A 19,494-nucleotide genomic window follows, 5' to 3' on the forward strand; every position below is an offset into this window, starting at 1 on the left:
ATGAAGCCCTCCGTCCTCGTTACCCGCGCGATCTACACCGACGTCATCGAACGTCTTTCGCAATATTTCGATGTCGACAGCAACCAGGAAGACCTGGTGCTGGACGCCGCCGCACTGAAGGCCCGCCTCGCGGGCAAGGCCGGCGTGCTGGCCAATGCGGCGGACAAGATCGACGGCGCGGTCGTTGCCGCGCTGCCGCAGCTGCGCGCGGTGTGCAACATGGCGGTCGGCTACAACAATCTCGACGTACCGGCCCTGACCGCCGCTGGCGTGGTGGCGACCAACACGCCCGACGTGCTGACCGAAACCACGGCCGACTTCGGCTGGGCATTGCTGATGGCCACCGCCCGCCGCGTGACGGAGTCCGAGCATTACCTGCGGGCCGGCAAGTGGAAGCGCTGGAGCTACGACATGCTCGTGGGCATGGACGTCTACGGCAGCACGCTCGGCATCCTTGGCATGGGTCGTATCGGACAGGCGCTGGCCCGCCGCGCGGCCGGCTTCGGCATGAACGTGCTGTATCACAACCGCAGCCAGCTGCCGGCGGAGACCGAGCGCGCGCTCAATGCGCGCTACGTCAGCAAGGCGGAGCTGCTTGCTCAGACGGATCACCTCGTGCTGGTGCTGCCGTACAGCCCGGAGAGCCATCACGCGATTGGCGCGGCAGAGCTGGCGGCGATGAAGCCGACCGCCACCCTGATCAACCTCGCGCGCGGTGGCATCGTCGACGACGCCGCGCTGGCCGCCGCATTGCGCGATGGCCAGATCTTCGCGGCCGGCCTGGACGTGTTCGAGGGCGAGCCGAGCGTCCACCCAGACCTGCTGACCGTGCCAAACGTGGTGTTGACGCCGCATATCGCGAGCGCATCGGAAAAGACGCGTCGCGCGATGGCCAATCTGGCCGCCGACAACCTGATCGCGGCACTCGATGCCGGCCCCAAGGCAGGCAACCCGCCTTCGGTGATCAACCCAGAGGTCATGGCGCGCCGCCGCTGAATCGGATATTCCTGAATTGATGACGTTGATTTCCGTCCTGACGCTTGCCGCCACCCTCGTGGCGGTGATCCTGCTGGCGGTGCTGCTGTGGCGCGCGCGCGCCGGGGCGGCATCCGCGGAACTGCTTGATGGCCTTGACCGGCTCGAGCGCGTGTTGCGTGGCGAAGTGAGCGCGGCCGCCCGGGATGGCCGCGACGAGTCTGGTCGGCAGATGCTGCGCTTCCAGCAGACCTTGTCGGCGCACCTGACTAGTATTGCCACGGTGCAGAACCAGCAAATCGCGCAGATGTCCGAGTCCAACGATCGCAGGCTGGCCGAGGTGCGGGCCACGCTTGAGCAGAAGCTGCGCGACATTGAGGCAAATAACGCCGCGAAACTGGAGGAAATGCGACGCACCGTGGACGAGAAGCTCCATGCGACGCTCGAGCAGCGGCTCGGCGAGTCGTTCAAGCTGGTGTCGGACCGTCTGGAGCAGGTGCATCGTGGGCTGGGCGAGATGCAGGTGCTGGCGCAGGGCGTGGGCGATCTCAAGCGGGTGCTGACCAACGTGAAGTCGCGGGGCACGTGGGGTGAGGTGCAGCTTGAGATGCTGCTGGAACAGATCCTCACGGCAGACCAGTACGGCAAGAATGTCGAGACCGTGCGCAACTCGGGGGCGCGGGTCGAGTTCGCGATCCGGTTGCCGGGCCGTGACCCGTCCAGCGGACCGGTCTGGCTGCCGATCGATGCGAAATTTCCGAAGGAGCAGTACGAGCGCCTTGTCGATGCCCAGGAGCACGGTGACGTTGACGGCGTGGCCGTGGCCGGCCGTGAACTCGAGGTGGCGCTGCGCCGGGAGGCACAGTCGATTGCCGAGAAATATCTGGCGCCGCCGGCCACCACTGACTTCGCGATCCTGTTCCTGCCGACCGAGGGGCTTTACGCCGAGGTGCTGCGCCGCCCGGGCCTGACGGACCTGCTGCAACGCGATTTCCGTGTAACCGTGGCTGGGCCGACCACGCTGACCGCCTTGCTCAACAGCCTGCAGATGGGCTTCCGGACGTTGGCGCTGGAAAAGCGTTCCAGCGAGGTGTGGGAAGTGCTGGGTGCCGTCAAGACCGAATTCGGCAAGTTTGGCGAGGTGCTGGCCAAGACGCGCGATACGCTGGTGCGCGCGGCGCGCAATATCGAACAGGCCGAGGTGCGGACCCGTCAGATGGAGCGCAAGCTGCGCACGGTGGAGGCGCTGCCCGGGGAACTCGCCGAACAGCTTTTGGGAACCGCCGCAACGGCGGGATCACCGGAGGAAGTGCAAGCACCTCCGTCCCAGGAGGACGCCGGCGGGGCGCAAGCCGCCAACGGCGACGTTACTGGTGATCTTCGGGCGTGAGTTCGCGCACGTGCACTTCGATACCGCCGAAGCGGGCGGCTACCCAGTTGTAGGCCTTGCAGCCGAGCCACAACAGGCCGAAGCCAATCAGTGCATTCAGGATCAGCGCGGTGAAAACCGTAATCCCCGGCAGGTCGCCATAGCGGATAAAGGCCACGAACAGGCCCATCGCCACGATTGGCACCGAGAAGCACAAATAGACCAGGACCAGTGCGCGCGCGGTCTTGACGGGGTGGAGGTACGCGATCTCCTGATTCATGACGACAGACAAGATATTGGGGAGTTGATTTTTCGTGCTGCAAGTGTAGCGACTGGGGCTTGCGACGCATAGTCCGTCACTCGCGGGGCGCACAAAAAACGACACCGCAACGTGCGCTGTCATACGACGACCGCCGATTCGGTCATTGATTCCGCTCATCAATGCGGCGCACCTATGCCTTGGGTGTTCCGCATGGCGGATTGCAACGAATTACATCAGCCCGTCGAACAGCATCACCTCGACCAGATCGCCAGCCGCGACGGCGTCCTGCTCGTGGCCCAGCACGATGAAGCAGTTGGCCTCGCTCATCGACCGCAGCACGCCCGAGCCTTGCTGGCCGGTGATACGGACTTCCCAGCCGCCATCGGCCGCCGGCGCCAGGATGCCGCGCTGGTATTCCGTGCGGCCGGGCTTCTTGCGGATGGCTGCCGCGCTGCGCACGCGCATCAGCGGCAGCGGCGGCACGTTGGCGCCCATCTGTCGGTGCAACGCGCCGCGCACGAAGTGGTAGAAGGTGACCATCACGGCCACGGGGTTGCCGGGCAGGCCGAAGAGCAGGGCCTCCCGACCGTTCGATGCAATGCGTCCGAATGCCATCGGGCGGCCCGGACGCATGGCGATCTTCCAGAAAGTGACATCGCCCAGCCGCGCCATGATCTGCTTGGTGTAGTCGGCTTCGCCCACGGACACGCCGCCAGACGTGATCACCGCATCGGCGTTTTCGCAGGCACTGCGGAATGCGGCTTCGAGCGCGGCGGGGTCGTCGCGGACCACGCCCATGTCGATCAACTCGACATTGAGCCGCCGCAGCATGCCGTGCAGCGTGTAGCGGTTGGAGTCGTAGACGCAGCCGGGGCCGAGTGGCTCGCCAATCGAGCGCAGTTCGTCGCCGGTGGAGAAAAACGCCACGCGCAGCCGGCGCCGGACCTTGATTTCGGCCACGCCGAGCGATGCCAGCAGGCCGAGGTCCGCCGGTTGGAGAATGCGGCCGGCGGCCAGTGCCGCCTGACCGCGGGCCAGGTCTTCGCCGCGCAGCCGGCGGTTGTCACCGGGGCGCACGGCATCGGCCGCAAAACGGATCTGGTTGCCGCCCGCCTGCACATCCACGAATTCCTGCGGCACCACAGTGTCGCAACCATCGGGCATGATCGCGCCGGTCATGATGCGCACCGCCTGGCCCGCCGTGGGCGCCGCGTCGAGCGCATTGCCGGCGTAGGCCGTGCCGATGACTTCCAGGACCACGTCGCCGCCGGATGCCAGCGCGGCGCTCTGGAAGGCGTATCCGTCCATCGCCGAGTTGTCGTGAGCGGGCACGTCGATGGAGGAGATCACGTCCTCGGCCAGCACGCGGTCGAGCGCGGTGCGAATCGCCAGTTGCTCGGTGCCGCGCACCGGCTCGATCACCTGGCCGATAATCGCGTTGGCCTGGGCCACGGGCAGGGCGGTCGGGTCGTAGTCAGAAAGGCAGGAGATGACGGATTGCAGGGATGGCATGAGCAGTCTGCGGCGAAAAGAAGCGAAAACAGCGAAAAATGGCGGAGAACGCGGGGGAAAACGCGGGTAAGGGCGGATGCCCGAGTCTAACCCGCGCGATGCGCTCAGCGGGCCTCGTGTGTGCGTAGTTCGTCCAGCGTATTGATGTTGGCGAACGCGTCGGCGTCGGGGAACGGCACCTCCGCGAGCCGGTGGCTGGCCGCCCAGGTTTCGATCTTGCGCCCGCCGCCATTGATGTAGGCGATCAGGCTATCGAGCGCAGTGACCGGCATCAGGCAGAACACCGGCTGGGTTTGCCGGTGCCCGTCGGCATCCACCGTGACCGGAATCGCCATCTCGGCACCTTCGGCCTCGATCGCCTGCGCCAGCCGCTCGACGAGGTCGGTGGGCAGGAACGGCGTATCGCACGGCGCCGTGACGAGCCAGCCGGTGCTGCACTGCTCGAGCCCGGCCATCATGCCGGCCAGCGGGCCCGCGAAATCGGGCACGGAGTCGGTGACCACGGGCACCCCGAACGACTCGTAGGCGGCGAGGTTGCGATTGGCGTTGATCAGCATCGCGCCGGTCTGCGGTGTCAGGCGCATCAGCGTGTGCATCGCCATCGGCACGCCGCGCAGCGGTTGCAGGCCTTTGTCGGTGCCACCCATGCGGCTACCCCGGCCGCCGGCCAGGATCAGGCCCGTGATGTCTTCGCGTGCGATCATGACTTTCGGAAAGTTGTGAGGCGGCGCCGGGGGCCGGGATGGCCCGCGTCAGCCGCCAATGTAGGACATCTCGATCTTGCGTTCGGCGCGCGCCAGGCGCACGGCCGGATCGCCTCGCTGCTCGGAATAGTTGTCGGTGCGGCCTTGCCAGACCTGGGCGATGGCATTAGCGATTTCCAGGTCGCTATGGCCGCCGCGCAGCAGCGCGCGCAGGTCGTAGCCCTCGGTGGCGAACAGGCACAGGTACAGGCGGCCCTCGGTGGACAGCCGGATGCGGCTGCAATCGCCACAGAACGCGTGCGTCACGCTCGAAATCACGCCGATTTCGCCCGCGCCATCGCGATAGCGCCAGCGCTCGGCCGTCTCGCCCGAGTAGTTGGCGGGAATCACCTCGAGCGGAAATACTTCGTCAATCCGCCGCACCACGTCGGCGGAAGGTAATACTTCGTCCATTTGCCAGTGGTTGCTGGCGCCAACGTCCATGAATTCGATGTAGCGGACGATGATGCCGCTGCCACGGAAATGGCGGGCCATCGGCACGATTTCGGCGTCGTTGGTGCCGCGCTTGACCACCATGTTGACCTTTATCGGCGCCAGGCCGACGGCTTGGGCGGTCTCGATGCCGTCCAGAACGTCGCGCACCGCGAAGTCAACGTCGTTCATCTTGCGGAACGTGGCGTCGTCGATGGCGTCCAGGCTCACGCTCACGCGCGACAGGCCGGCATCGCGCAACGACTGCGCCTTGCGCCCCAGCAGCGACGCATTGGTGGTCAGCGTCAGGTCCAGCGGCTTGCCCGAGACGGTCTCGATGCGCGCCAGCATTTCCACGAGTTTTTCGATGTTCTTGCGCAGCAGCGGCTCGCCGCCGGTCAGCCGGATCTTTTCCACGCCCTGCGACACGAACAGGCGCGCGGTGCGTTCGATCTCCTCGAAACTCAGCAACTCGGAATGCGGCAGGAAGGTGTAGTCCTTGTCGAACACCTCCTTGGGCATGCAATACACGCAGCGGAAGTTGCAGCGGTCCGTCACCGAGATACGCAGATCGTGCAGCGGCCGGCCGCGGGTGTCCGCCACGAGGCCCGAGGGTGTGTCGAGGCGGGACGGAATGCTTGGCACCATCGAGCGATAGCGATGGTCGCGCAGGTCGAGGATGGGAATGACGGTGTCGGTCATGGCCTGGGGGTGGCGACGCCGCTCTCCGGCGCGATGTGTGCATCCGGGGCGGTTCTGTCTGCCATTCTAGCCGAGGTGGCTGACGCGCCGGCGGCGACCGTGCACTTCGCAGGGGCACAGTGGGGCGGTGGCGGCGCCAGTACAGCGGTGTGATGCCCGCATCATATGTGGCGCCCCATGAAAAAAGGGACGGCTTCGGCCGTCCCTTTTCCCTTTTGGGCTGCCAGCTTGCGCTGGCCGACCTTACTGCTGTTGCTGCTGCTGGTCGCGCTGAGCGTCAGTTTCGACCATGACCATCGGACCTTCCGGCAGCGGGGGCAGCGGCTTGCGCTCGCGTTGCACACGCGGGGCCGGTGCCACGGTGGCGGCGGCGGCCTGGGCGGATTGCAGCTTGGCGGTGTCCGTGTGCACCCACTGGAGGCCGGCCGAAGCCAGCATCGGCTCGAGGGCATCGGCACGCAGCGGGGCGGCGGCCGGTGCTGCCACCGGGGTCGGCGCGACGGCAGCCGTCGCGATGACCGGCTCGGCAACCGGGGCGGCCACGATCGGGGCTGCCACGACCGGCGCAGCTTCGACCGGCGCCGGTGCCGGGGCTTCCACCGCCGGGGCGGTGTAGACCGGTGCGGGCGTCACGACCGGCGCGGCTTCGGGGGCGCTGACCGGTGCGAACACCGGTTCGGCCACCGGGGCCGGGCTCACGGGCTGGGCCGGTTGGCTCGGTTGGGCGTAGGCGGCCGGTTCCACACGGGCCACGGTTTCCACCGTCTCACGCGTTTCCACGGCTTCGGTGACTTCGGCGACTTCCGCCACGTGGGCCACGCGGGGGACTTCAGCCACTTGGGCCACGGCAACCGGTTCCGGCTGGGCCACGACTTGCGGTGCAGCCTGGGCGGCCACCGGGGCGAATTCCGTCTCGGTCACGCCTGCGGCCACTTCGGCCAGGTTGGACGTGTCGTTGGCGTCGCCATTCTCGCCGTTTTCGCCATCGGCGCCTTGCACACCATCTTCGCGCTCGCGGCGATAGCGGTTACGGCCACGACGGTTACGGCGGCGGCGTTCTTCGCCCTCAGCACCTTCCGTCGCCACGGCTTCCACGCCTTCCGGCAGTTCCGTCGCGGCGGCGGCTGCCACCACGGCCACGGCCGGAGCGGCTTGCGCCGCTTCGAATGCGGTCTGCGGCGCGCCTTCGGCGTTCAGGGCTTCCTCGGTCTCGCGGGTATCGCCACGCTCACGTTGACGTTCGCGTTGACGCTCGCGGCGTTCCTGGTTGCGCTCGCGGCGGTTGCCTTCCTGGCGGGCTTCGCCACCTTCGGGCTGACGGGCGATGGCCGGCGTGGCCTGCTGGCCGTCGCGCGGGGCGCGTGCCGGACGCTCACCACGTTCGGTGCGCTCGGTGCGCTCGGTGCGTTCACCACGCTCAGTCCGCTCGCCACGTTCTGCACGATCCCCGCGTTCCGCGCGCTCACCACGCTCGGCGCCACGTTGTTCACCGCGCTCGCCACGTTCACCGCGTTGGCCACGGCCCTGGCGTTCACCACGCTCGCCGCGTTCACCACGTTGTTCGCGATCACCGCGTTCGCCACGTTCACCGCGTTCGCCACGACCTTGGCCACGGCCTTCGCCGCGACCTTCGCCACGCTGGCCGCGTTCGCGACGACCGTCGCCGCGTGCCTGGGCGTCAGCGGCCGGCTTGGCCGGCTCGGCCACCGGGGCGGCGGCCGGACGTGCGCCGAACAGACCCTTCAGCCAGGCGATGAAACCGCCGGCTGCCACGGGCTGCGTGGCCGGTACCGGCCTTGCCGCAGCGGCTTCCGGGCGCGGAGCGCGCTCGGGGCGGGGCACCGACACCGGGGCCGGCGCGTCGGGCGTAATGCCCTTGACTGCGGCTTCCTGGCGCGGACGCGCATCTTCCTTCTTGCGGCTGCTGTAGCTCGTGTCCGCCTCGAGTTCCTTGGCGGCGGCCTCGGCCATGCGATAGCTGGCCGTGGATTCCTCCAGGCGCGGATCGTCGTGGCGCAGGCGCTCCAGCTTGTAGTGCGGCGTCTCCAGGTGCTTGTTCGGGATCAACAGCACGTTCACCTTGAAGCGCAGCTCGATCAGGTTGATTTCCTGACGCTTTTCGTTCAACAGGAAAGCGGCCACTTCCACCGGCACCTGGCAGTGGATGGCGGCCGTGTTTTCCTTCATCGCCTCTTCCTGGATGATGCGCAGCACCTGCAGGGCGGACGATTCGGTATCGCGGATGTGACCTGTTCCATTGCAACGCGGGCAGGTGATGTGCGAGCCTTCCGACAGCGAAGGACGCAGGCGCTGGCGCGACAGTTCCATCAGGCCGAAGCGGCTGATCTTGCCCATCTGCACGCGGGCGCGGTCGTGGCGCAGGGCGTCCTTCAGGCGCGTTTCCACGTCCTTCTGGGCCTTGCTGGACTCCATGTCGATGAAGTCGATCACGATCAGGCCGCCCAGGTCGCGCAGGCGCAGCTGGCGGGCGATCTCGTCGGCCGCTTCCACGTTCGTGCGCAGCGCCGTTTCCTCGATGTCCGCGCCCTTGGTGGCGCGGGCCGAGTTCACGTCAACGGAAACCAGGGCTTCGGTATGGTCGATCACGATGGCGCCGCCGGACGGCAGCATCACCATGCGGGAATAGGCAGACTCGATCTGGTGTTCGATCTGGAACCGCGAGAACAGGGGCACGTCGTCCCGGTACTTCTTCACGCGGTTCATGTTGTCAGGCATGACCACGCTCATGAAAGCGCGTGCCTGTTCATAGATCTCGTCGGTATCGATCAGGATCTCGCCGATATCGGGCTGGAAATAGTCGCGAATGGCGCGGATGACCAGGCTCGATTCCAGATAGATCAGCAGCGGGGCCTTGTTGTCGCCGGCGGCGCCGTCGATGGCCTTCCACAGCTGCAGCAGGTAGTTCAGGTCCCACTGCAGTTCCTCGGCCGCGCGGCCGATGCCGGCGGTGCGGGCGATGATGCTCATGCCGTCCGGTACGGTCAGCTGGCCCATCGTCTCGCGCAGTTCCTGGCGGTCCTCGCCCTCGATGCGGCGCGATACGCCACCGCCACGCGGGTTGTTCGGCATCAGCACCAGGTAGCGGCCGGCCAGCGAGATAAAGGTGGTCAGGGCGGCGCCCTTGTTGCCGCGCTCTTCCTTCTCGACCTGGACGATCAGTTCCTGGCCTTCGTGCAGGGCGTCCTGGATGCGCGCGTTGCGCACGTCCACGCCGTCCTTGAAGAACGCGCGGGCCACTTCCTTGAACGGCAGGAAGCCGTGGCGCTCTTCGCCGTAGTTGACGAAGCAGGCTTCCAGCGAGGGCTCGATGCGGGTGATGACGCCCTTGTAGATGTTGCCCTTGCGCTGCTCGCGCCCGGCGGTTTCGATGTCGATATCGATCAGTTTCTGACCATCGACGATCGCGACGCGCAATTCTTCCTGTTGCGTCGCGTTGAACAGCATGCGTTTCATCGCAATACCTCATTCCAGTGTCGCGGAAGTCACACGAAAGGTGTCCGCGACGATCCATGGAGCACGCGAGGAAATAGAGCGGGGGCGGGAGAATTGCCGGAGTCGCCGGCGCGCAATACGACGCGGCCGGGCGGGGCGCGGGTGAAAGAGAGAGGCTGTCGACGTCTAGGCAGGCGTCCGCTGGGTCGGGGAGAGCGCCATGGCACTGCTCCTGATACAGCGACTTGCGGCGGATGCCCGGAATGGCCGGGGGCGATGCGGCAACGCACAATGCAAACGGCACTGGCTTCGCGGCATCGCGGCCGGCCGGGAATGGCCAAGACGCGTCAAAGAGCAAGTTTTCCGGACGCGGCAAGCGGGGCCGAATGTCAACCTGACCTGTCTCCTGGCGGGCGCGCCGCTGCTTCTTGGAGTTCTGCGACCGGGCGCCGGTAATACGACTAGCCGATATTGCAGGTCGGTTGGCAGGCTCGCCTGCCGGCCGGCACCGAGTTCCCGGTGCGGGCGGTCTTCTCTCACCGATGTGGATGCCTGTCGGGCATCCACATTGAATTCTGTTCTACCTGGATCACTCTGTTTCCACGTGCCCGCCGTTTCTCGCCGAAGCTGCCTCTGGGCAACTTCCTGCGCGCCGGCGCGGCGCGTGCGTGCTGCTGATTTCCACCATTTGCCCATCTGGCGCCTGCGGGGTACGCAAAATGCGGGAGACGGGCCGGGTTGATGGCAACCCGAAGTGTAAAATGCGTGATCCTGCGCGGATATTGGTGGCAATCCCCATCGGGCTCGCCACCCGCCAGCCCAACGTGGGCCCGCGCCTATATTGCTCACAGAATCGCTTACACAGGTCGTGCGCTGCCGGTCTTTGGCCGGAACAGCCGGGAAATTATATTGAAAATGAATGAGTTACGCCATCAAATTGAAAAGGAGCCGCGCGTCGCGCCCGGCGCGCTCCAGGTGGTGTACGTCACGGTGGACGAAAGTGCCGAGGGCCAGCGCATCGACAACTTCCTGCTGAAGGTCTCCAAGGGTGTGCCCAAGAGCCATATCTACCGGGTATTGCGCTCGGGCGAGGTACGCGTGAACAAGGGCCGGATCGACGCCACTTACCGGCTGAAGCTGGGTGATGTGATCCGGATCCCGCCCATGCGGGTGGCGGAAAAGGCACAGGATGCCGATGCTTTCGTGCCGTCCTCGGAATTCCCAATCCTGTTCGAGGACGCCTGGCTGCTGATTATCGACAAGCCGGCCGGCGTGGCCGTCCATGGCGGCTCGGGCGTGGCGTTCGGGGTGATCGAGCAGTTGCGCCGCGCGCGGCCCGAGGCGAAGTTCCTGGAACTGGTACACCGGCTGGATCGGGAGACGTCCGGCATCCTGATCCTGGCGAAGAAGCGTTCGGCGCTGGTGCACCTTCACGAGCAGATGCGTGGCACGGGCATGGACAAGCGCTACTTCGCGTGCGTGGCCGGCGAATTTCAGAACACGCGGCAGCACGTCAAGCTCTCGCTATATAAATACAGCACGCCCGACGGCGAGCGGCGCGTGCGCGTGCAGGCCGATGGGCTGACCGCGCACACCATCTTCAACAAGGTGGAGGCCTTCCCGGGCTACACCCTGCTCGAGGCCGAACTGAAGACCGGCCGCACGCACCAGATCCGCGTGCACTTGCAGGCGTCCGGCTTCCCGATCGTCGGCGATGAGAAGTACGGCGATTTTGCGCTTAATAAGGCACTTTCGCGCAGCAATGCCAAGCCCGGCATCAAGCGGATGTTCCTGCACGCGCACCGGATGACGCTGGCGCACCCGTCCACGGGCGAGCCGCTGACCGTTTCGGCGCCATTACCCGCCGAATGTGTTGATTTTCTGCAACAATTGCGTCAGCACCGCGCGGCGGACTGACGCGTCGCATCGCCGCCTCCGCAGCCGCCACACCACTTTCCGCATCGACCAAGGACCTCAATGGCCAGGCAGCGCTTCGACCTGATCGTCTTCGACTGGGATGGAACCCTTATGGATTCCACCCCGACCATCGCCAAATGCATCCAGCTGGCCAGCCGCGACCTGGGCCTGCCCGTGCCGGATGACAGCGCTGCGAGCCACGTGATCGGGCTTGGGCTGAAGGACGCGCTGTCCTATGCCGTGCCCACGCTCGACCCGGCCGACTATCCGCGCCTGGCCGAGCGCTACCGCTACCACTTCCTCACGCGCGATGCGGACCTCGTGCTGTTCGATGGCGTGCGCGAGATGCTCGAGGCCCTGCATGGCGAGCACTACTTCCTCGGCGTGGCCACGGGCAAGACGCGCGTGGGCCTGGAGCGGGCGCTGGCGGCCACCGGCCTCGGCAAGCTGTTCGATGGCACGCGTTGCGCCGACGAGACGTTCTCCAAGCCGCACCCGGCCATGCTGCAGGAACTGACGCGAGAGCTGGGCCAGGACGTGGCGCGCACGGTCATGGTGGGCGATACCACCCATGACCTGCAGATGGCGGTCAACGCCGGCGCGCACGGGCTGGGCGTCTGCTACGGCGCGCATCCGGCCGATTCGCTGCGCGCGATGGCGCCGGTGCACTGCGCCACGTCGATCGCCGATCTCCAGGAATGGCTGCTCACGCATGCCTGAGGCCAGCCTGCCGCCGCACCGCCTGTGCGCCAGCGACGAACTCGTCGATGGCGGCGCCGGCGTGCGGTTCTCGGTGCGCGTGGAAGCGCGCGAGATCGGCGCGTTCGTGGTCCGTTTCGACGGCGTTGCGCATGCCTACCTAAACCAGTGCGCGCACGTGCCGATGGAACTGGACTGGCAGGAGGGGCAGTTTTTCGATAGCGCGGGCCTATACTTGATGTGCGCGACACATGGCGCGGTTTATGCGCCAGACACCGGCCTTTGCGTGGGCGGCCCTTGCCGGGGCGCCGCGCTGGCCAAGCTCCGGACCGAGGAACGTGAGGGTGCTGTCTACTGGCTCCCCGAACCGCCTTTTTACCCGCCCGACGCCACCTGAATGATCCGCCGGGCCGCCGTCTGACCTTATCGAGTCCATCGCATGACAGAACAGCAAAAACCGCCGGTCGAACCGGGTCAAACGCAAGACGAACACGAACAACAGGCCGACGATAGCCAGCGCCTGGAAACGGCCCGGCAGGCCGATTTTCCACTCGAGCACGAGCTGCGCGCCGGGGACGACGCGGCGCGGCGCGAGGCCGACGAGCGCCGCGCGCGGCTGAGCGGGCAGGGCACTGCCGCCCCGGTGGGCGCTGGCAGCGCCACCGGCGGCTGGGAGCGCGACGTGCTGGAGAAGGTGCTGATGGCCACGCTGCGCGAGCAGCGCGCGGCGCGGCGCTGGAAGATCTTCTTCCGGCTGGTCGGGCTGGGCATCCTGGCGCTGATCCTGTACGCGGTGATCGACTTCAAGGGCGATGGTATCGCCAGTACCACGGGGCGCCATACCGCGATGGTGTCGCTGGAAGGCGAGATCGCGGCGGGCACGCCGGCCGGCGCGGAATCGATCAATGCCTCGCTGCAGGCCGCCTTCGCCGATACGAATGCGGCCGGCGTGATCCTCAAGATCAACTCGCCGGGCGGCTCGCCGGTGCAGGCGGGCATCATCAACGACGAGATCAAGCGCCTGCGCACCGTGTATCCGGGCAAGCCGTTCTACGTGGTGGTGGAGGAAATCTGCGCCTCGGGCGGTTACTACGTGGCGGCGGCGGCTGACAAGATCTATGTCGACAAGGCCAGCATCGTCGGCTCGATTGGCGTGCTGATGGATGGCTTCGGCTTCACCGGCCTGATGGAGAAGCTCGGCGTGGAGCGCCGGCTGTACACCGCGGGCGCCAACAAGGGCATGCTCGACCCCTTCTCGCCGCAGGTGCCGCGCCAGAAGGTCTATGCCGAGACCATGCTCAAGGAGATCCACCAGCAGTTCATCGACGTGGTGAAGGAAGGCCGCGGCGACCGGCTGAAGGACGATCCGGACCTGTTCTCGGGCCTGTTCTGGTCCGGCGAGCGCGCCGTGGCGCTGGGTCTGGCCGATGGCGTGGGCAGCACCGACTACGTGGCGCGCGACCTGTTCAAGGCCGAGGATATCGTCGACTACACGGTCAAGGAAAACATCGCCGAGCGCGTGGCCAAGCGGTTCGGCGCGGCCATGGGCAGCGCGGCGATGAAGACCATGATGATGTCGACCGGCGCGCAGTCGCTCCGGTAAGCACGACTAGGCGGCCAGCAGCGAGAAGATCGCCGGCCGCTTTTGCAGGGCAACCCGCTCCGGCCGCCAGGCCGACAGCGGCAGCGTGACGATGGTTTCGGTGGGCAGCGTCAGATCGACGGCCACCGATACCATCGTGGTGCCGGCGCAATGCTGGCGCAGCGCTTCCAGCAACGCGGCGTTGCGGTACGGGGTCTCGATAAAGACCTGCGTCTGGCGCGCCTTGCGCGAATGCGCTTCCAGTTCCCGCAGCTTGCGCGCGCGCTCGTCGGCGTCCACGGGCAGGTAGCCGTTGAACGCGAAGCTCTGGCCGTTCAGCCCGGAGCCCATCACCGCCAGCAGGATCGAACTCGGCCCCACCAGCGGCCGCACCGTCACGCCGCGCGCGTGGGCCAGCCGGACGAGGTCCGCGCCGGGGTCGGCCACGGCCGGCACGCCGGCTTCGGAGAGCAGGCCGCCATCGCGGCCCCCGACGATCGGGTCCAGCAGTGCGGCCAGCGCCTCGGCGCGCGTATTCACGTTCAGTTCGCGGATCTCGATCTGTTGGATCGGGTGCGCCAGCGGGCTGGTTTCGCCCAGCTTCTTCAGAAAGGCGCGCGCCGTCTTGGCGTTCTCGGCCACCAGGTAGTCGAGCCGCGCGGCGATCTGCTGCACGCCGGCGGGGATGACATCGGGCAGCGGATCGAATTCGTCGCGCTTGCCGAGCGTGTTGGGAATCAGGAACAGGGTGCCAGCCATCGTTCAGGCTCCGAAGAACGGGTAGCCGGCGGCGCGCAGCATGCCGGTCAGCGCGATCAGCGGCAGGCCGATCAGCGCGGTGGGGTCGTCCGATTCCACGCGGGCGAGCAAGGCGATGCCCAGCCCCTCGGCCTTGGCGCTGCCGGCGCAGTCGTAGGGGGTCTCCAGGCGCAGGTAGGCGTCGAGTTCGGCATCGGGCAGGTCGCGGAAGGTCGCCCGGGTCTGCACATCGGCCAGTTGGGCTTCGCCGGTGCGGCTGTCGAGCAGGCATAGCGCCGAATGAAATGTGACGGTTCGTCCACGCATCTGCTGCAGCTGGGCCAGCGCCTTCTCGTGGCTGCCGGGTTTGCCGATCTGGGCGCCGTCGAGTGTGCAGACCTGGTCCGAGCCGATAACCAGCGCGCCGGGGTGGCGCGCGGCGATCGCCTCGGCCTTGCGGCGCGAGAGGCGCAGGGCCGTGGCTTCAGGCGCCTCGCCGGCCAGCGGGGTTTCGTCGATGTCCGGCACGGCCACGTCGAACGGAATGCGCAGCCGCGCGAGCAGTTCGCGCCGGTATGGAGAACTCGACCCGAGGATCAGGGGCGGGTGGATAGCGGAGGACGACATATATATAGAGGTAGCGTCGGAAGGAGAGGGGAATGGTCGGTTGTATACTTTGACCGGCTCCCGTTTTTCAGCTTATAATCGCGCGTTTAGCCACACAGGCACATTCGTGCCCGGCCGTGATCGGAAGCCATCGCGGCAGGCGTATCCGCCCTCGATGGCGTGGATCGTCCCAGGTGTGGCAAACAAGGCATTTTTCCAGCGATTCAGCGTACATGAGTCAGCCGACCCAGCCAGCGGCGTCCGCCGCGGCATTCGATCTGCGCGAAACCGATCTGTTCGCCTTCTGCCGCAAGGGCGGCAGCGTGGCGGGCGACGTGGCGACGCGCGATTTGCCGCGCATCTTAGCCGAGACGGCCGCGGATGCGCCAGCATCGGCACCGGACGAGACGTTTCACTACACGCTCACCGGCTTCATGCGCGAGGAAGCTGTGGAAGTTGGCGCAGCGGTGTCGCAGCGGCTGTTCGTCGACGTGACCGTGCAAGGCCGGGTCTGGCTCGATTGCCAGCGCTGCCTGCAGGTCTACCCGGAGCCGATCGACACGTCGATGCGCTTCGAGGTCATGGCCAGCGAAGAAGCGGCGGATTCGGCACCCATGGATGACGACGACGTCGACGTGATCGTCGGGTCGAAGAAGTTTTCGCCGCTGGAACTGATGGAAGACGAGGTGCTGCTGGCGTTGCCGTCGGCACCCAAGCATATGGTCTGTCCGGCCGTGCACGAGTCGCTCGTGACCGGCGCGGACGGTGAGGTGGAGCCTGAGGCTCCGCCCGAAGAGGAAAAGCGGCCATCGCCCTTTGCGGCGCTGGCCGGCCTGAAGACGAAGCACTGACGCCGCAACAGAGCGGCCGGCGCACCCGTCCTCGGGTAGCAGGTCAAGCATCCGGCCGGGCCCCGGCTACGCCTCGCGCAGGATGCGTGTGTTAATATCGGAGAATTCTCGAAGGAGTCATCATGGCAGTTCAACAGAACAAGAAGTCGCCGTCCAAGCGCGGCATGCATCGTTCGCACGACCATCTGTCGGTCGCACCCCTGGCCGTTGAGCCGACCACGGGCGAGACCCACCTGCGTCACCACGTGAGCCCGAACGGCTACTACCGTGGCCGCAAGGTCATCAAGACCAAGAACGACTGACCAGGTCGTCTGGCGTGACCCTGTGTCTCGCTCGCGCACGTTGTCAGGTGTAAAACAGGAAAGCGGCAAGCTCGTTGCCGCTTTTTTGTTGGGCGCTCGGCGCCCACCCGGCAACGTATCCGCGCGTCCGGCTGGTTGCGTCCCCGCAAACCGAGGCGGCGGATGCCGGTGCGCATTCCGTATCTGGAAACAATGACGATCAAGCTCGCTATCGACTGCATGGGCGGCGATCACGGAGTGTCCGTGACCGTGCCGGCGGCGATCAGTTTTCTTTCCCGTCACGATGACGCCGAGATGATCCTCGTCGGCTTGCCCGACGCCATCGGCGCGCAGCTCAAGAAGCTGCATGCCACCGATCATCCGCGCGTCACCGTGGTGGCGGCAACCGAGGTCATCACGATGGATGACCCGGTGGAAGTGGCGCTGCGCAAGAAGAAGGACTCTTCGATGCGCGTGGCGGCCACGCAGGTCAAGGAAGGCCGCGCCGACGCGCTCATCTCCGCCGGCAACACCGGCGCGCTGATGGCCGTGTCGCGCTATGTGCTGAAGACGCTCGAGGGCATCGAGCGGCCAGCCATCGCTACGACCATTCCCAATGAGCAGGGCTGGGGCACCACGGTGCTCGACCTGGGCGCCAACGCCGACTGCGAGCCGGGGCACCTGCTCCAGTTCGCCCGCATGGCGGAGGCCATGGTGTCCGTGGTGGATCACAAGGATCACCCCACGGTGGGCCTGCTCAATATCGGCGAGGAAGTGATCAAGGGCAACGAGGTGGTCAAGGCCGCCGGCGAGTTGCTGCGCGCTTCCGAGCTGAATTTCTACGGCAACGTGGAAGGCAACGACATCTTCAAGGGCACGACGGACATCGTGGTCTGCGACGGCTTCGTCGGCAATGTGGCGCTCAAGAGCACCGAGGGCCTGGCCAAGATGATCGGCGGCATGATCAAGGAAGAGTTCACGCGCTCCTGGTTCACCAAGCTGCTGGCCGCCGTGGCCATGCCCGTGCTGTCGCGCCTGGCGCGCCGGCTGGACCCTGCGCGCTACAACGGCGCCTCGCTGCTGGGCCTGCGCGGGCTGGTGATCAAGAGTCACGGTTCCGCCGACGCCCACTCTTTTGAATGGGCGATCAAACGCGGGTATGATGCGGCCAGAAACGGCGTAATCGAACGTATAGCAAGGGTCTTCGCCAACAAGTCCGGCGCCGCGGCGCCCGCGACCGGCGGCCCGGAGACCGACGCACCGGACCCACATCCCGATACCCATGCCGCCTGAAGCTTCGTGCCCCCTGAGTGGCGGGGGCCGTGGCGGCTGTCCAAGGGCGGCCCGGGTGAGCATCACGATCCGACAGACATGACCAAGTTCGCAAAAATCATCGGTACCGGGAGCTACCTGCCCCCGCGGCGTGTCACCAATCAAGAGCTGGCAGCACAGCTGGCCGAGCGTGGCATCGAAACCAGCGACGAGTGGATCGTCTCGCGCAGCGGCATTTCGGCGCGGCACTGGGCCGAGCCGGACGTCACGGCCAGCGACCTGGCCGTGCAGGCGGCCGAGCAGGCGATCAAGGCGGCCGGCATCGAGCGCCAGGACATCGACCTGATCATCGTGGCCACCTCCACGCCCGACTTCGTGTTCCCGAGCACCGCCTGCCTGGTGCAGCAGAAGCTCGGCATTACGAACCATTGTGCGGCCTTCGACATGCAGGCCGTGTGCTCGGGCTTCGTCTACGCGCTCTCCACGGCGGACAAGTTCATCCGCAGCGGCTCCCACAAGAACGTGCTGGTGATCGGCACCGAAGTGTTCTCCCGCATCCTCGATTTCAACGACCGCACGACCTGCGTGCTGTTCGGCGACGGCGCCGGCGCCGTGGTGCTGACCGCCTCGGACGAGCCGGGCATCCTGTCGTCGGCCATGCATGCCGATGGCAGTCACGTGGACATCCTCTGTGTGCCGGGCAATGTCTCGGGCGGCGCCATCACCGGCAATGCCTTCCTGCACATGGACGGCCAGGCGGTGTTCAAGCTGGCCGTGAACGTGCTGGACAAAGTGGCGCGCGAGGCCATGGCTGCGGCCGAGATCCAGTCGGATGAAATCGACTGGCTGGTGCCGCACCAGGCCAATATCCGCATCATGCAGGGCACGGCGCGCAAGCTGGGCCTGCCGGCCGAGCGGATGATCGCCACGGTGCACGAGCATGGCAATACGTCGGCGGCGTCGATCCCGCTGGCACTCGATGTGGCCGTACGCGACGGCCGCATCCGCCCGGGCCAGACCGTGATGCTGGAAGGCGTTGGCGGCGGCTTCACCTGGGGCGCGGTGCTGCTGCGCATGTAAGATGCGGTCCGGCGCGGCGTGCCTGAGAGGGCGCGTGCGCCCCGACACGCTCGTCTGAATCGTTAAGACTGGATTCCCGATGAAATTCGCATTCGTTTTCCCTGGCCAGGGCTCGCAATCGGTCGGCATGCTCAACGCGTTCGCCGACAACCCGGTGGTCCGCGCCACGCTGGAGGAAGCCTCCACGGCGCTGGGCCAGGACATCGGCCGCCTGATCGCGGAAGGTCCGGCGGAAGAACTGAACCTGACGACCAACACCCAGCCGGTGATGCTGACCGCCGCCGTGGCCGTGTACCGCGCCTGGCTGGACGGCGGCGGCCCGGCCCCGGCCCTGGTGGCTGGCCACAGCCTGGGCGAGTACTCGGCGCTGGTGGCTGCAGGCGTGATCCCGTTCGCCGATGCGGTGCCGCTGGTGCGCTTCCGCGCACAGGCGATGCAGGAAGCCGTGCCGGTGGGCCAGGGCGGCATGGCCGCCATTCTCGGCCTGTCCGATGACGACGTGCGTGCGGCTTGTGCCGAGGCGTCCGTCGCCGGCGTGGTCGAGGCCGTCAACTTCAACGCCCCTTCGCAGGTGGTGATCGCCGGCCACAAGGCCGCCGTGGAAAAGGCCTGCGAGATTGCCAAGGCCAAGGGCGCCAAGCGCGCGCTGCCGCTGCCAGTCTCGGCGCCGTTCCATTCGTCGCTGCTGAAGCCCGCCTCGGACCGCCTCAAGGAGCGCATGGCAGGGCTGGCGTTCTCGGCGCCGTCGATCCCGGTCATCAATAACGTGGACGTGGCCATCGCCAACGACCCGGCCCAGATCAAGGACGCCCTGGTGCGCCAGGCCGCCGCCCCGGTACGCTGGGTAGAGTGCGTGCAGAAGATGGCCGCCGAAGGCGTGACCCATGTGATCGAATGCGGCCCCGGCAAGGTGCTGGCCGGCATGACCAAGCGCATCGACGGCAACCTCGTCGGCGGCGCGATCTTCGACCCCGCATCGCTGCAAGACACGCTGGCGCTGCTGAAGTAAGCCAAGGAACA

The 19,494-nt window shown here is 66.7% G+C and carries 18 protein-coding genes; 11 read left to right on the forward strand and 7 right to left on the reverse strand.

The window, feature by feature from the left end:
* Together AC1DFU_RS14005 and rmuC are read left to right on the forward strand one after the other, a co-directional pair.
* Window positions 1-996: a 2-hydroxyacid dehydrogenase gene (locus AC1DFU_RS14005; protein ID WP_092290073.1), complete on the forward strand. Its 996-nt coding sequence runs from the start codon at window positions 1-3 to the stop codon at window positions 994-996.
* A gap of 19 nt (window positions 997-1,015) precedes the next feature.
* A complete protein-coding gene (rmuC, locus tag AC1DFU_RS14010) occupies window positions 1,016-2,365 on the forward strand; it encodes a DNA recombination protein RmuC (RefSeq protein ID WP_441590534.1) in 1,350 nt (449 codons plus the stop codon).
* Here rmuC and AC1DFU_RS14015 read toward each other — a convergent pair.
* The 5 genes from AC1DFU_RS14015 to AC1DFU_RS14035 all read right to left on the reverse strand — a co-directional run bounded on the left by AC1DFU_RS14015 (window position 2,343) and on the right by AC1DFU_RS14035 (window position 9,469).
* Entirely contained in the window at window positions 2,343-2,624 is a 282-nt protein-coding gene (locus tag AC1DFU_RS14015) for a hypothetical protein (RefSeq protein WP_092290069.1), read from the reverse strand. The genes rmuC and AC1DFU_RS14015 overlap by 23 nt on opposite strands.
* Before the next feature lie 210 nt (window positions 2,625-2,834).
* The gene (gene moeA / locus AC1DFU_RS14020; protein WP_441590533.1) at window positions 2,835-4,118 is read right to left on the reverse strand and encodes a molybdopterin molybdotransferase MoeA; all 1,284 of its coding nucleotides are present in this window, start codon (window positions 4,116-4,118) and stop codon (window positions 2,835-2,837) included.
* A 104-nt stretch (window positions 4,119-4,222) separates the two neighbouring features.
* A complete protein-coding gene (gene mobA / locus AC1DFU_RS14025; RefSeq protein WP_441590532.1) occupies window positions 4,223-4,822 on the reverse strand; it encodes a molybdenum cofactor guanylyltransferase MobA in 600 nt (199 codons plus the stop codon).
* A gap of 48 nt (window positions 4,823-4,870) precedes the next feature.
* Window positions 4,871-5,995 carry a GTP 3',8-cyclase MoaA gene (gene moaA, locus AC1DFU_RS14030; protein WP_092290059.1) on the reverse strand — a complete coding sequence of 375 codons (1,125 nt, stop codon included), beginning with the start codon at window positions 5,993-5,995 and terminating at the stop codon, window positions 4,871-4,873.
* Window positions 5,996-6,238: 243 nt separating this feature from the next.
* Window positions 6,239-9,469 carry an Rne/Rng family ribonuclease gene (locus AC1DFU_RS14035; RefSeq protein ID WP_441590531.1) on the reverse strand — a complete coding sequence of 1,077 codons (3,231 nt, stop codon included), beginning with the start codon at window positions 9,467-9,469 and terminating at the stop codon, window positions 6,239-6,241.
* An 894-nt stretch (window positions 9,470-10,363) separates the two neighbouring features.
* Here AC1DFU_RS14035 and AC1DFU_RS14040 point away from each other — a divergent pair.
* Genes AC1DFU_RS14040 through AC1DFU_RS14055 form a run of 4 tightly spaced genes read left to right on the forward strand, consistent with a single transcriptional unit; the run spans window position 10,364 to window position 13,667 of the window.
* Window positions 10,364-11,365: an RluA family pseudouridine synthase gene (locus AC1DFU_RS14040; RefSeq protein ID WP_092290055.1), complete on the forward strand. Its 1,002-nt coding sequence runs from the start codon at window positions 10,364-10,366 to the stop codon at window positions 11,363-11,365.
* Window positions 11,366-11,425: 60 nt separating this feature from the next.
* The gene (locus AC1DFU_RS14045) at window positions 11,426-12,085 is read left to right on the forward strand and encodes an HAD-IA family hydrolase (RefSeq protein ID WP_092290052.1); all 660 of its coding nucleotides are present in this window, start codon (window positions 11,426-11,428) and stop codon (window positions 12,083-12,085) included.
* The gene (locus AC1DFU_RS14050) at window positions 12,078-12,461 is read left to right on the forward strand and encodes a Rieske (2Fe-2S) protein (protein ID WP_092290048.1); all 384 of its coding nucleotides are present in this window, start codon (window positions 12,078-12,080) and stop codon (window positions 12,459-12,461) included. The genes AC1DFU_RS14045 and AC1DFU_RS14050 overlap by 8 nt, the downstream gene beginning before the upstream one ends.
* 42 nt (window positions 12,462-12,503) lie before the next feature.
* On the forward strand, window positions 12,504-13,667 hold the full coding sequence (locus AC1DFU_RS14055; RefSeq protein ID WP_092290046.1) for a S49 family peptidase: 1,164 nt from the start codon (window positions 12,504-12,506) through the stop codon (window positions 13,665-13,667).
* Window positions 13,668-13,673: 6 nt separating this feature from the next.
* Here the strand turns inward: AC1DFU_RS14055 and AC1DFU_RS14060 are convergent, their stop codons facing one another.
* Together AC1DFU_RS14060 and AC1DFU_RS14065 are read right to left on the reverse strand one after the other, a co-directional pair.
* The gene (locus AC1DFU_RS14060; protein WP_092290043.1) at window positions 13,674-14,405 is read right to left on the reverse strand and encodes an SAM-dependent methyltransferase; all 732 of its coding nucleotides are present in this window, start codon (window positions 14,403-14,405) and stop codon (window positions 13,674-13,676) included.
* Window positions 14,406-14,408: 3 nt separating this feature from the next.
* Window positions 14,409-15,011 (reverse strand): Maf-like protein, encoded by a 603-nt coding sequence (locus AC1DFU_RS14065; RefSeq protein WP_092290040.1) that lies wholly within the window; start codon window positions 15,009-15,011, stop codon window positions 14,409-14,411.
* A gap of 212 nt (window positions 15,012-15,223) precedes the next feature.
* On the opposite strand from AC1DFU_RS14065, the gene AC1DFU_RS14070 reads away from it, so the two are divergent.
* The 5 genes from AC1DFU_RS14070 to fabD all read left to right on the forward strand — a co-directional run bounded on the left by AC1DFU_RS14070 (window position 15,224) and on the right by fabD (window position 19,483).
* The gene (locus AC1DFU_RS14070; RefSeq protein ID WP_092290038.1) at window positions 15,224-15,841 is read left to right on the forward strand and encodes a YceD family protein; all 618 of its coding nucleotides are present in this window, start codon (window positions 15,224-15,226) and stop codon (window positions 15,839-15,841) included.
* A 122-nt stretch (window positions 15,842-15,963) separates the two neighbouring features.
* Window positions 15,964-16,143: a 50S ribosomal protein L32 gene (gene rpmF / locus AC1DFU_RS14075; protein ID WP_008644820.1), complete on the forward strand. Its 180-nt coding sequence runs from the start codon at window positions 15,964-15,966 to the stop codon at window positions 16,141-16,143.
* 192 nt (window positions 16,144-16,335) lie between these two features.
* Window positions 16,336-17,415 carry a phosphate acyltransferase PlsX gene (gene plsX / locus AC1DFU_RS14080; protein WP_092290037.1) on the forward strand — a complete coding sequence of 360 codons (1,080 nt, stop codon included), beginning with the start codon at window positions 16,336-16,338 and terminating at the stop codon, window positions 17,413-17,415.
* A 78-nt stretch (window positions 17,416-17,493) separates the two neighbouring features.
* Window positions 17,494-18,474 (forward strand): beta-ketoacyl-ACP synthase III, encoded by a 981-nt coding sequence (locus AC1DFU_RS14085; RefSeq protein ID WP_092290036.1) that lies wholly within the window; start codon window positions 17,494-17,496, stop codon window positions 18,472-18,474.
* Between the two features lie 79 nt (window positions 18,475-18,553).
* Entirely contained in the window at window positions 18,554-19,483 is a 930-nt protein-coding gene (gene fabD / locus AC1DFU_RS14090) for an ACP S-malonyltransferase (RefSeq protein WP_092290035.1), read from the forward strand.
* The last annotated feature ends 11 nt before the right edge of the window (window positions 19,484-19,494 follow it).

The organism is Cupriavidus sp. 10L45 (assembly GCF_056395225.1).

What these genes read in the sequence shown, in the direction of transcription:
- AC1DFU_RS14005 (WP_092290073.1), top strand. Translation starts at nt 1, where the DNA reads ATGAAGCCCTCCGTCCTCGTTACCCGCGCGATCTACACCGACGTCATC.
- AC1DFU_RS14055 (WP_092290046.1), top strand. Translation starts at nt 12,504, where the DNA reads ATGACAGAACAGCAAAAACCGCCGGTCGAACCGGGTCAAACGCAAGAC.
- AC1DFU_RS14015 (WP_092290069.1), bottom strand. Translation starts at nt 2,624, where the DNA reads ATGAATCAGGAGATCGCGTACCTCCACCCCGTCAAGACCGCGCGCGCA.
- AC1DFU_RS14050 (WP_092290048.1), top strand. Translation starts at nt 12,078, where the DNA reads ATGCCTGAGGCCAGCCTGCCGCCGCACCGCCTGTGCGCCAGCGACGAA.
- AC1DFU_RS14065 (WP_092290040.1), bottom strand. Translation starts at nt 15,011, where the DNA reads ATGTCGTCCTCCGCTATCCACCCGCCCCTGATCCTCGGGTCGAGTTCT.
- moeA (WP_441590533.1), bottom strand. Translation starts at nt 4,118, where the DNA reads ATGCCATCCCTGCAATCCGTCATCTCCTGCCTTTCTGACTACGACCCG.
- AC1DFU_RS14045 (WP_092290052.1), top strand. Translation starts at nt 11,426, where the DNA reads ATGGCCAGGCAGCGCTTCGACCTGATCGTCTTCGACTGGGATGGAACC.
- moaA (WP_092290059.1), bottom strand. Translation starts at nt 5,995, where the DNA reads ATGACCGACACCGTCATTCCCATCCTCGACCTGCGCGACCATCGCTAT.
- rpmF (WP_008644820.1), top strand. Translation starts at nt 15,964, where the DNA reads ATGGCAGTTCAACAGAACAAGAAGTCGCCGTCCAAGCGCGGCATGCAT.
- plsX (WP_092290037.1), top strand. Translation starts at nt 16,336, where the DNA reads ATGACGATCAAGCTCGCTATCGACTGCATGGGCGGCGATCACGGAGTG.
- AC1DFU_RS14085 (WP_092290036.1), top strand. Translation starts at nt 17,494, where the DNA reads ATGACCAAGTTCGCAAAAATCATCGGTACCGGGAGCTACCTGCCCCCG.
- rmuC (WP_441590534.1), top strand. Translation starts at nt 1,016, where the DNA reads ATGACGTTGATTTCCGTCCTGACGCTTGCCGCCACCCTCGTGGCGGTG.
- AC1DFU_RS14070 (WP_092290038.1), top strand. Translation starts at nt 15,224, where the DNA reads ATGAGTCAGCCGACCCAGCCAGCGGCGTCCGCCGCGGCATTCGATCTG.
- mobA (WP_441590532.1), bottom strand. Translation starts at nt 4,822, where the DNA reads ATGATCGCACGCGAAGACATCACGGGCCTGATCCTGGCCGGCGGCCGG.
- AC1DFU_RS14040 (WP_092290055.1), top strand. Translation starts at nt 10,364, where the DNA reads ATGAATGAGTTACGCCATCAAATTGAAAAGGAGCCGCGCGTCGCGCCC.
- fabD (WP_092290035.1), top strand. Translation starts at nt 18,554, where the DNA reads ATGAAATTCGCATTCGTTTTCCCTGGCCAGGGCTCGCAATCGGTCGGC.
- AC1DFU_RS14035 (WP_441590531.1), bottom strand. Translation starts at nt 9,469, where the DNA reads ATGAAACGCATGCTGTTCAACGCGACGCAACAGGAAGAATTGCGCGTC.
- AC1DFU_RS14060 (WP_092290043.1), bottom strand. Translation starts at nt 14,405, where the DNA reads ATGGCTGGCACCCTGTTCCTGATTCCCAACACGCTCGGCAAGCGCGAC.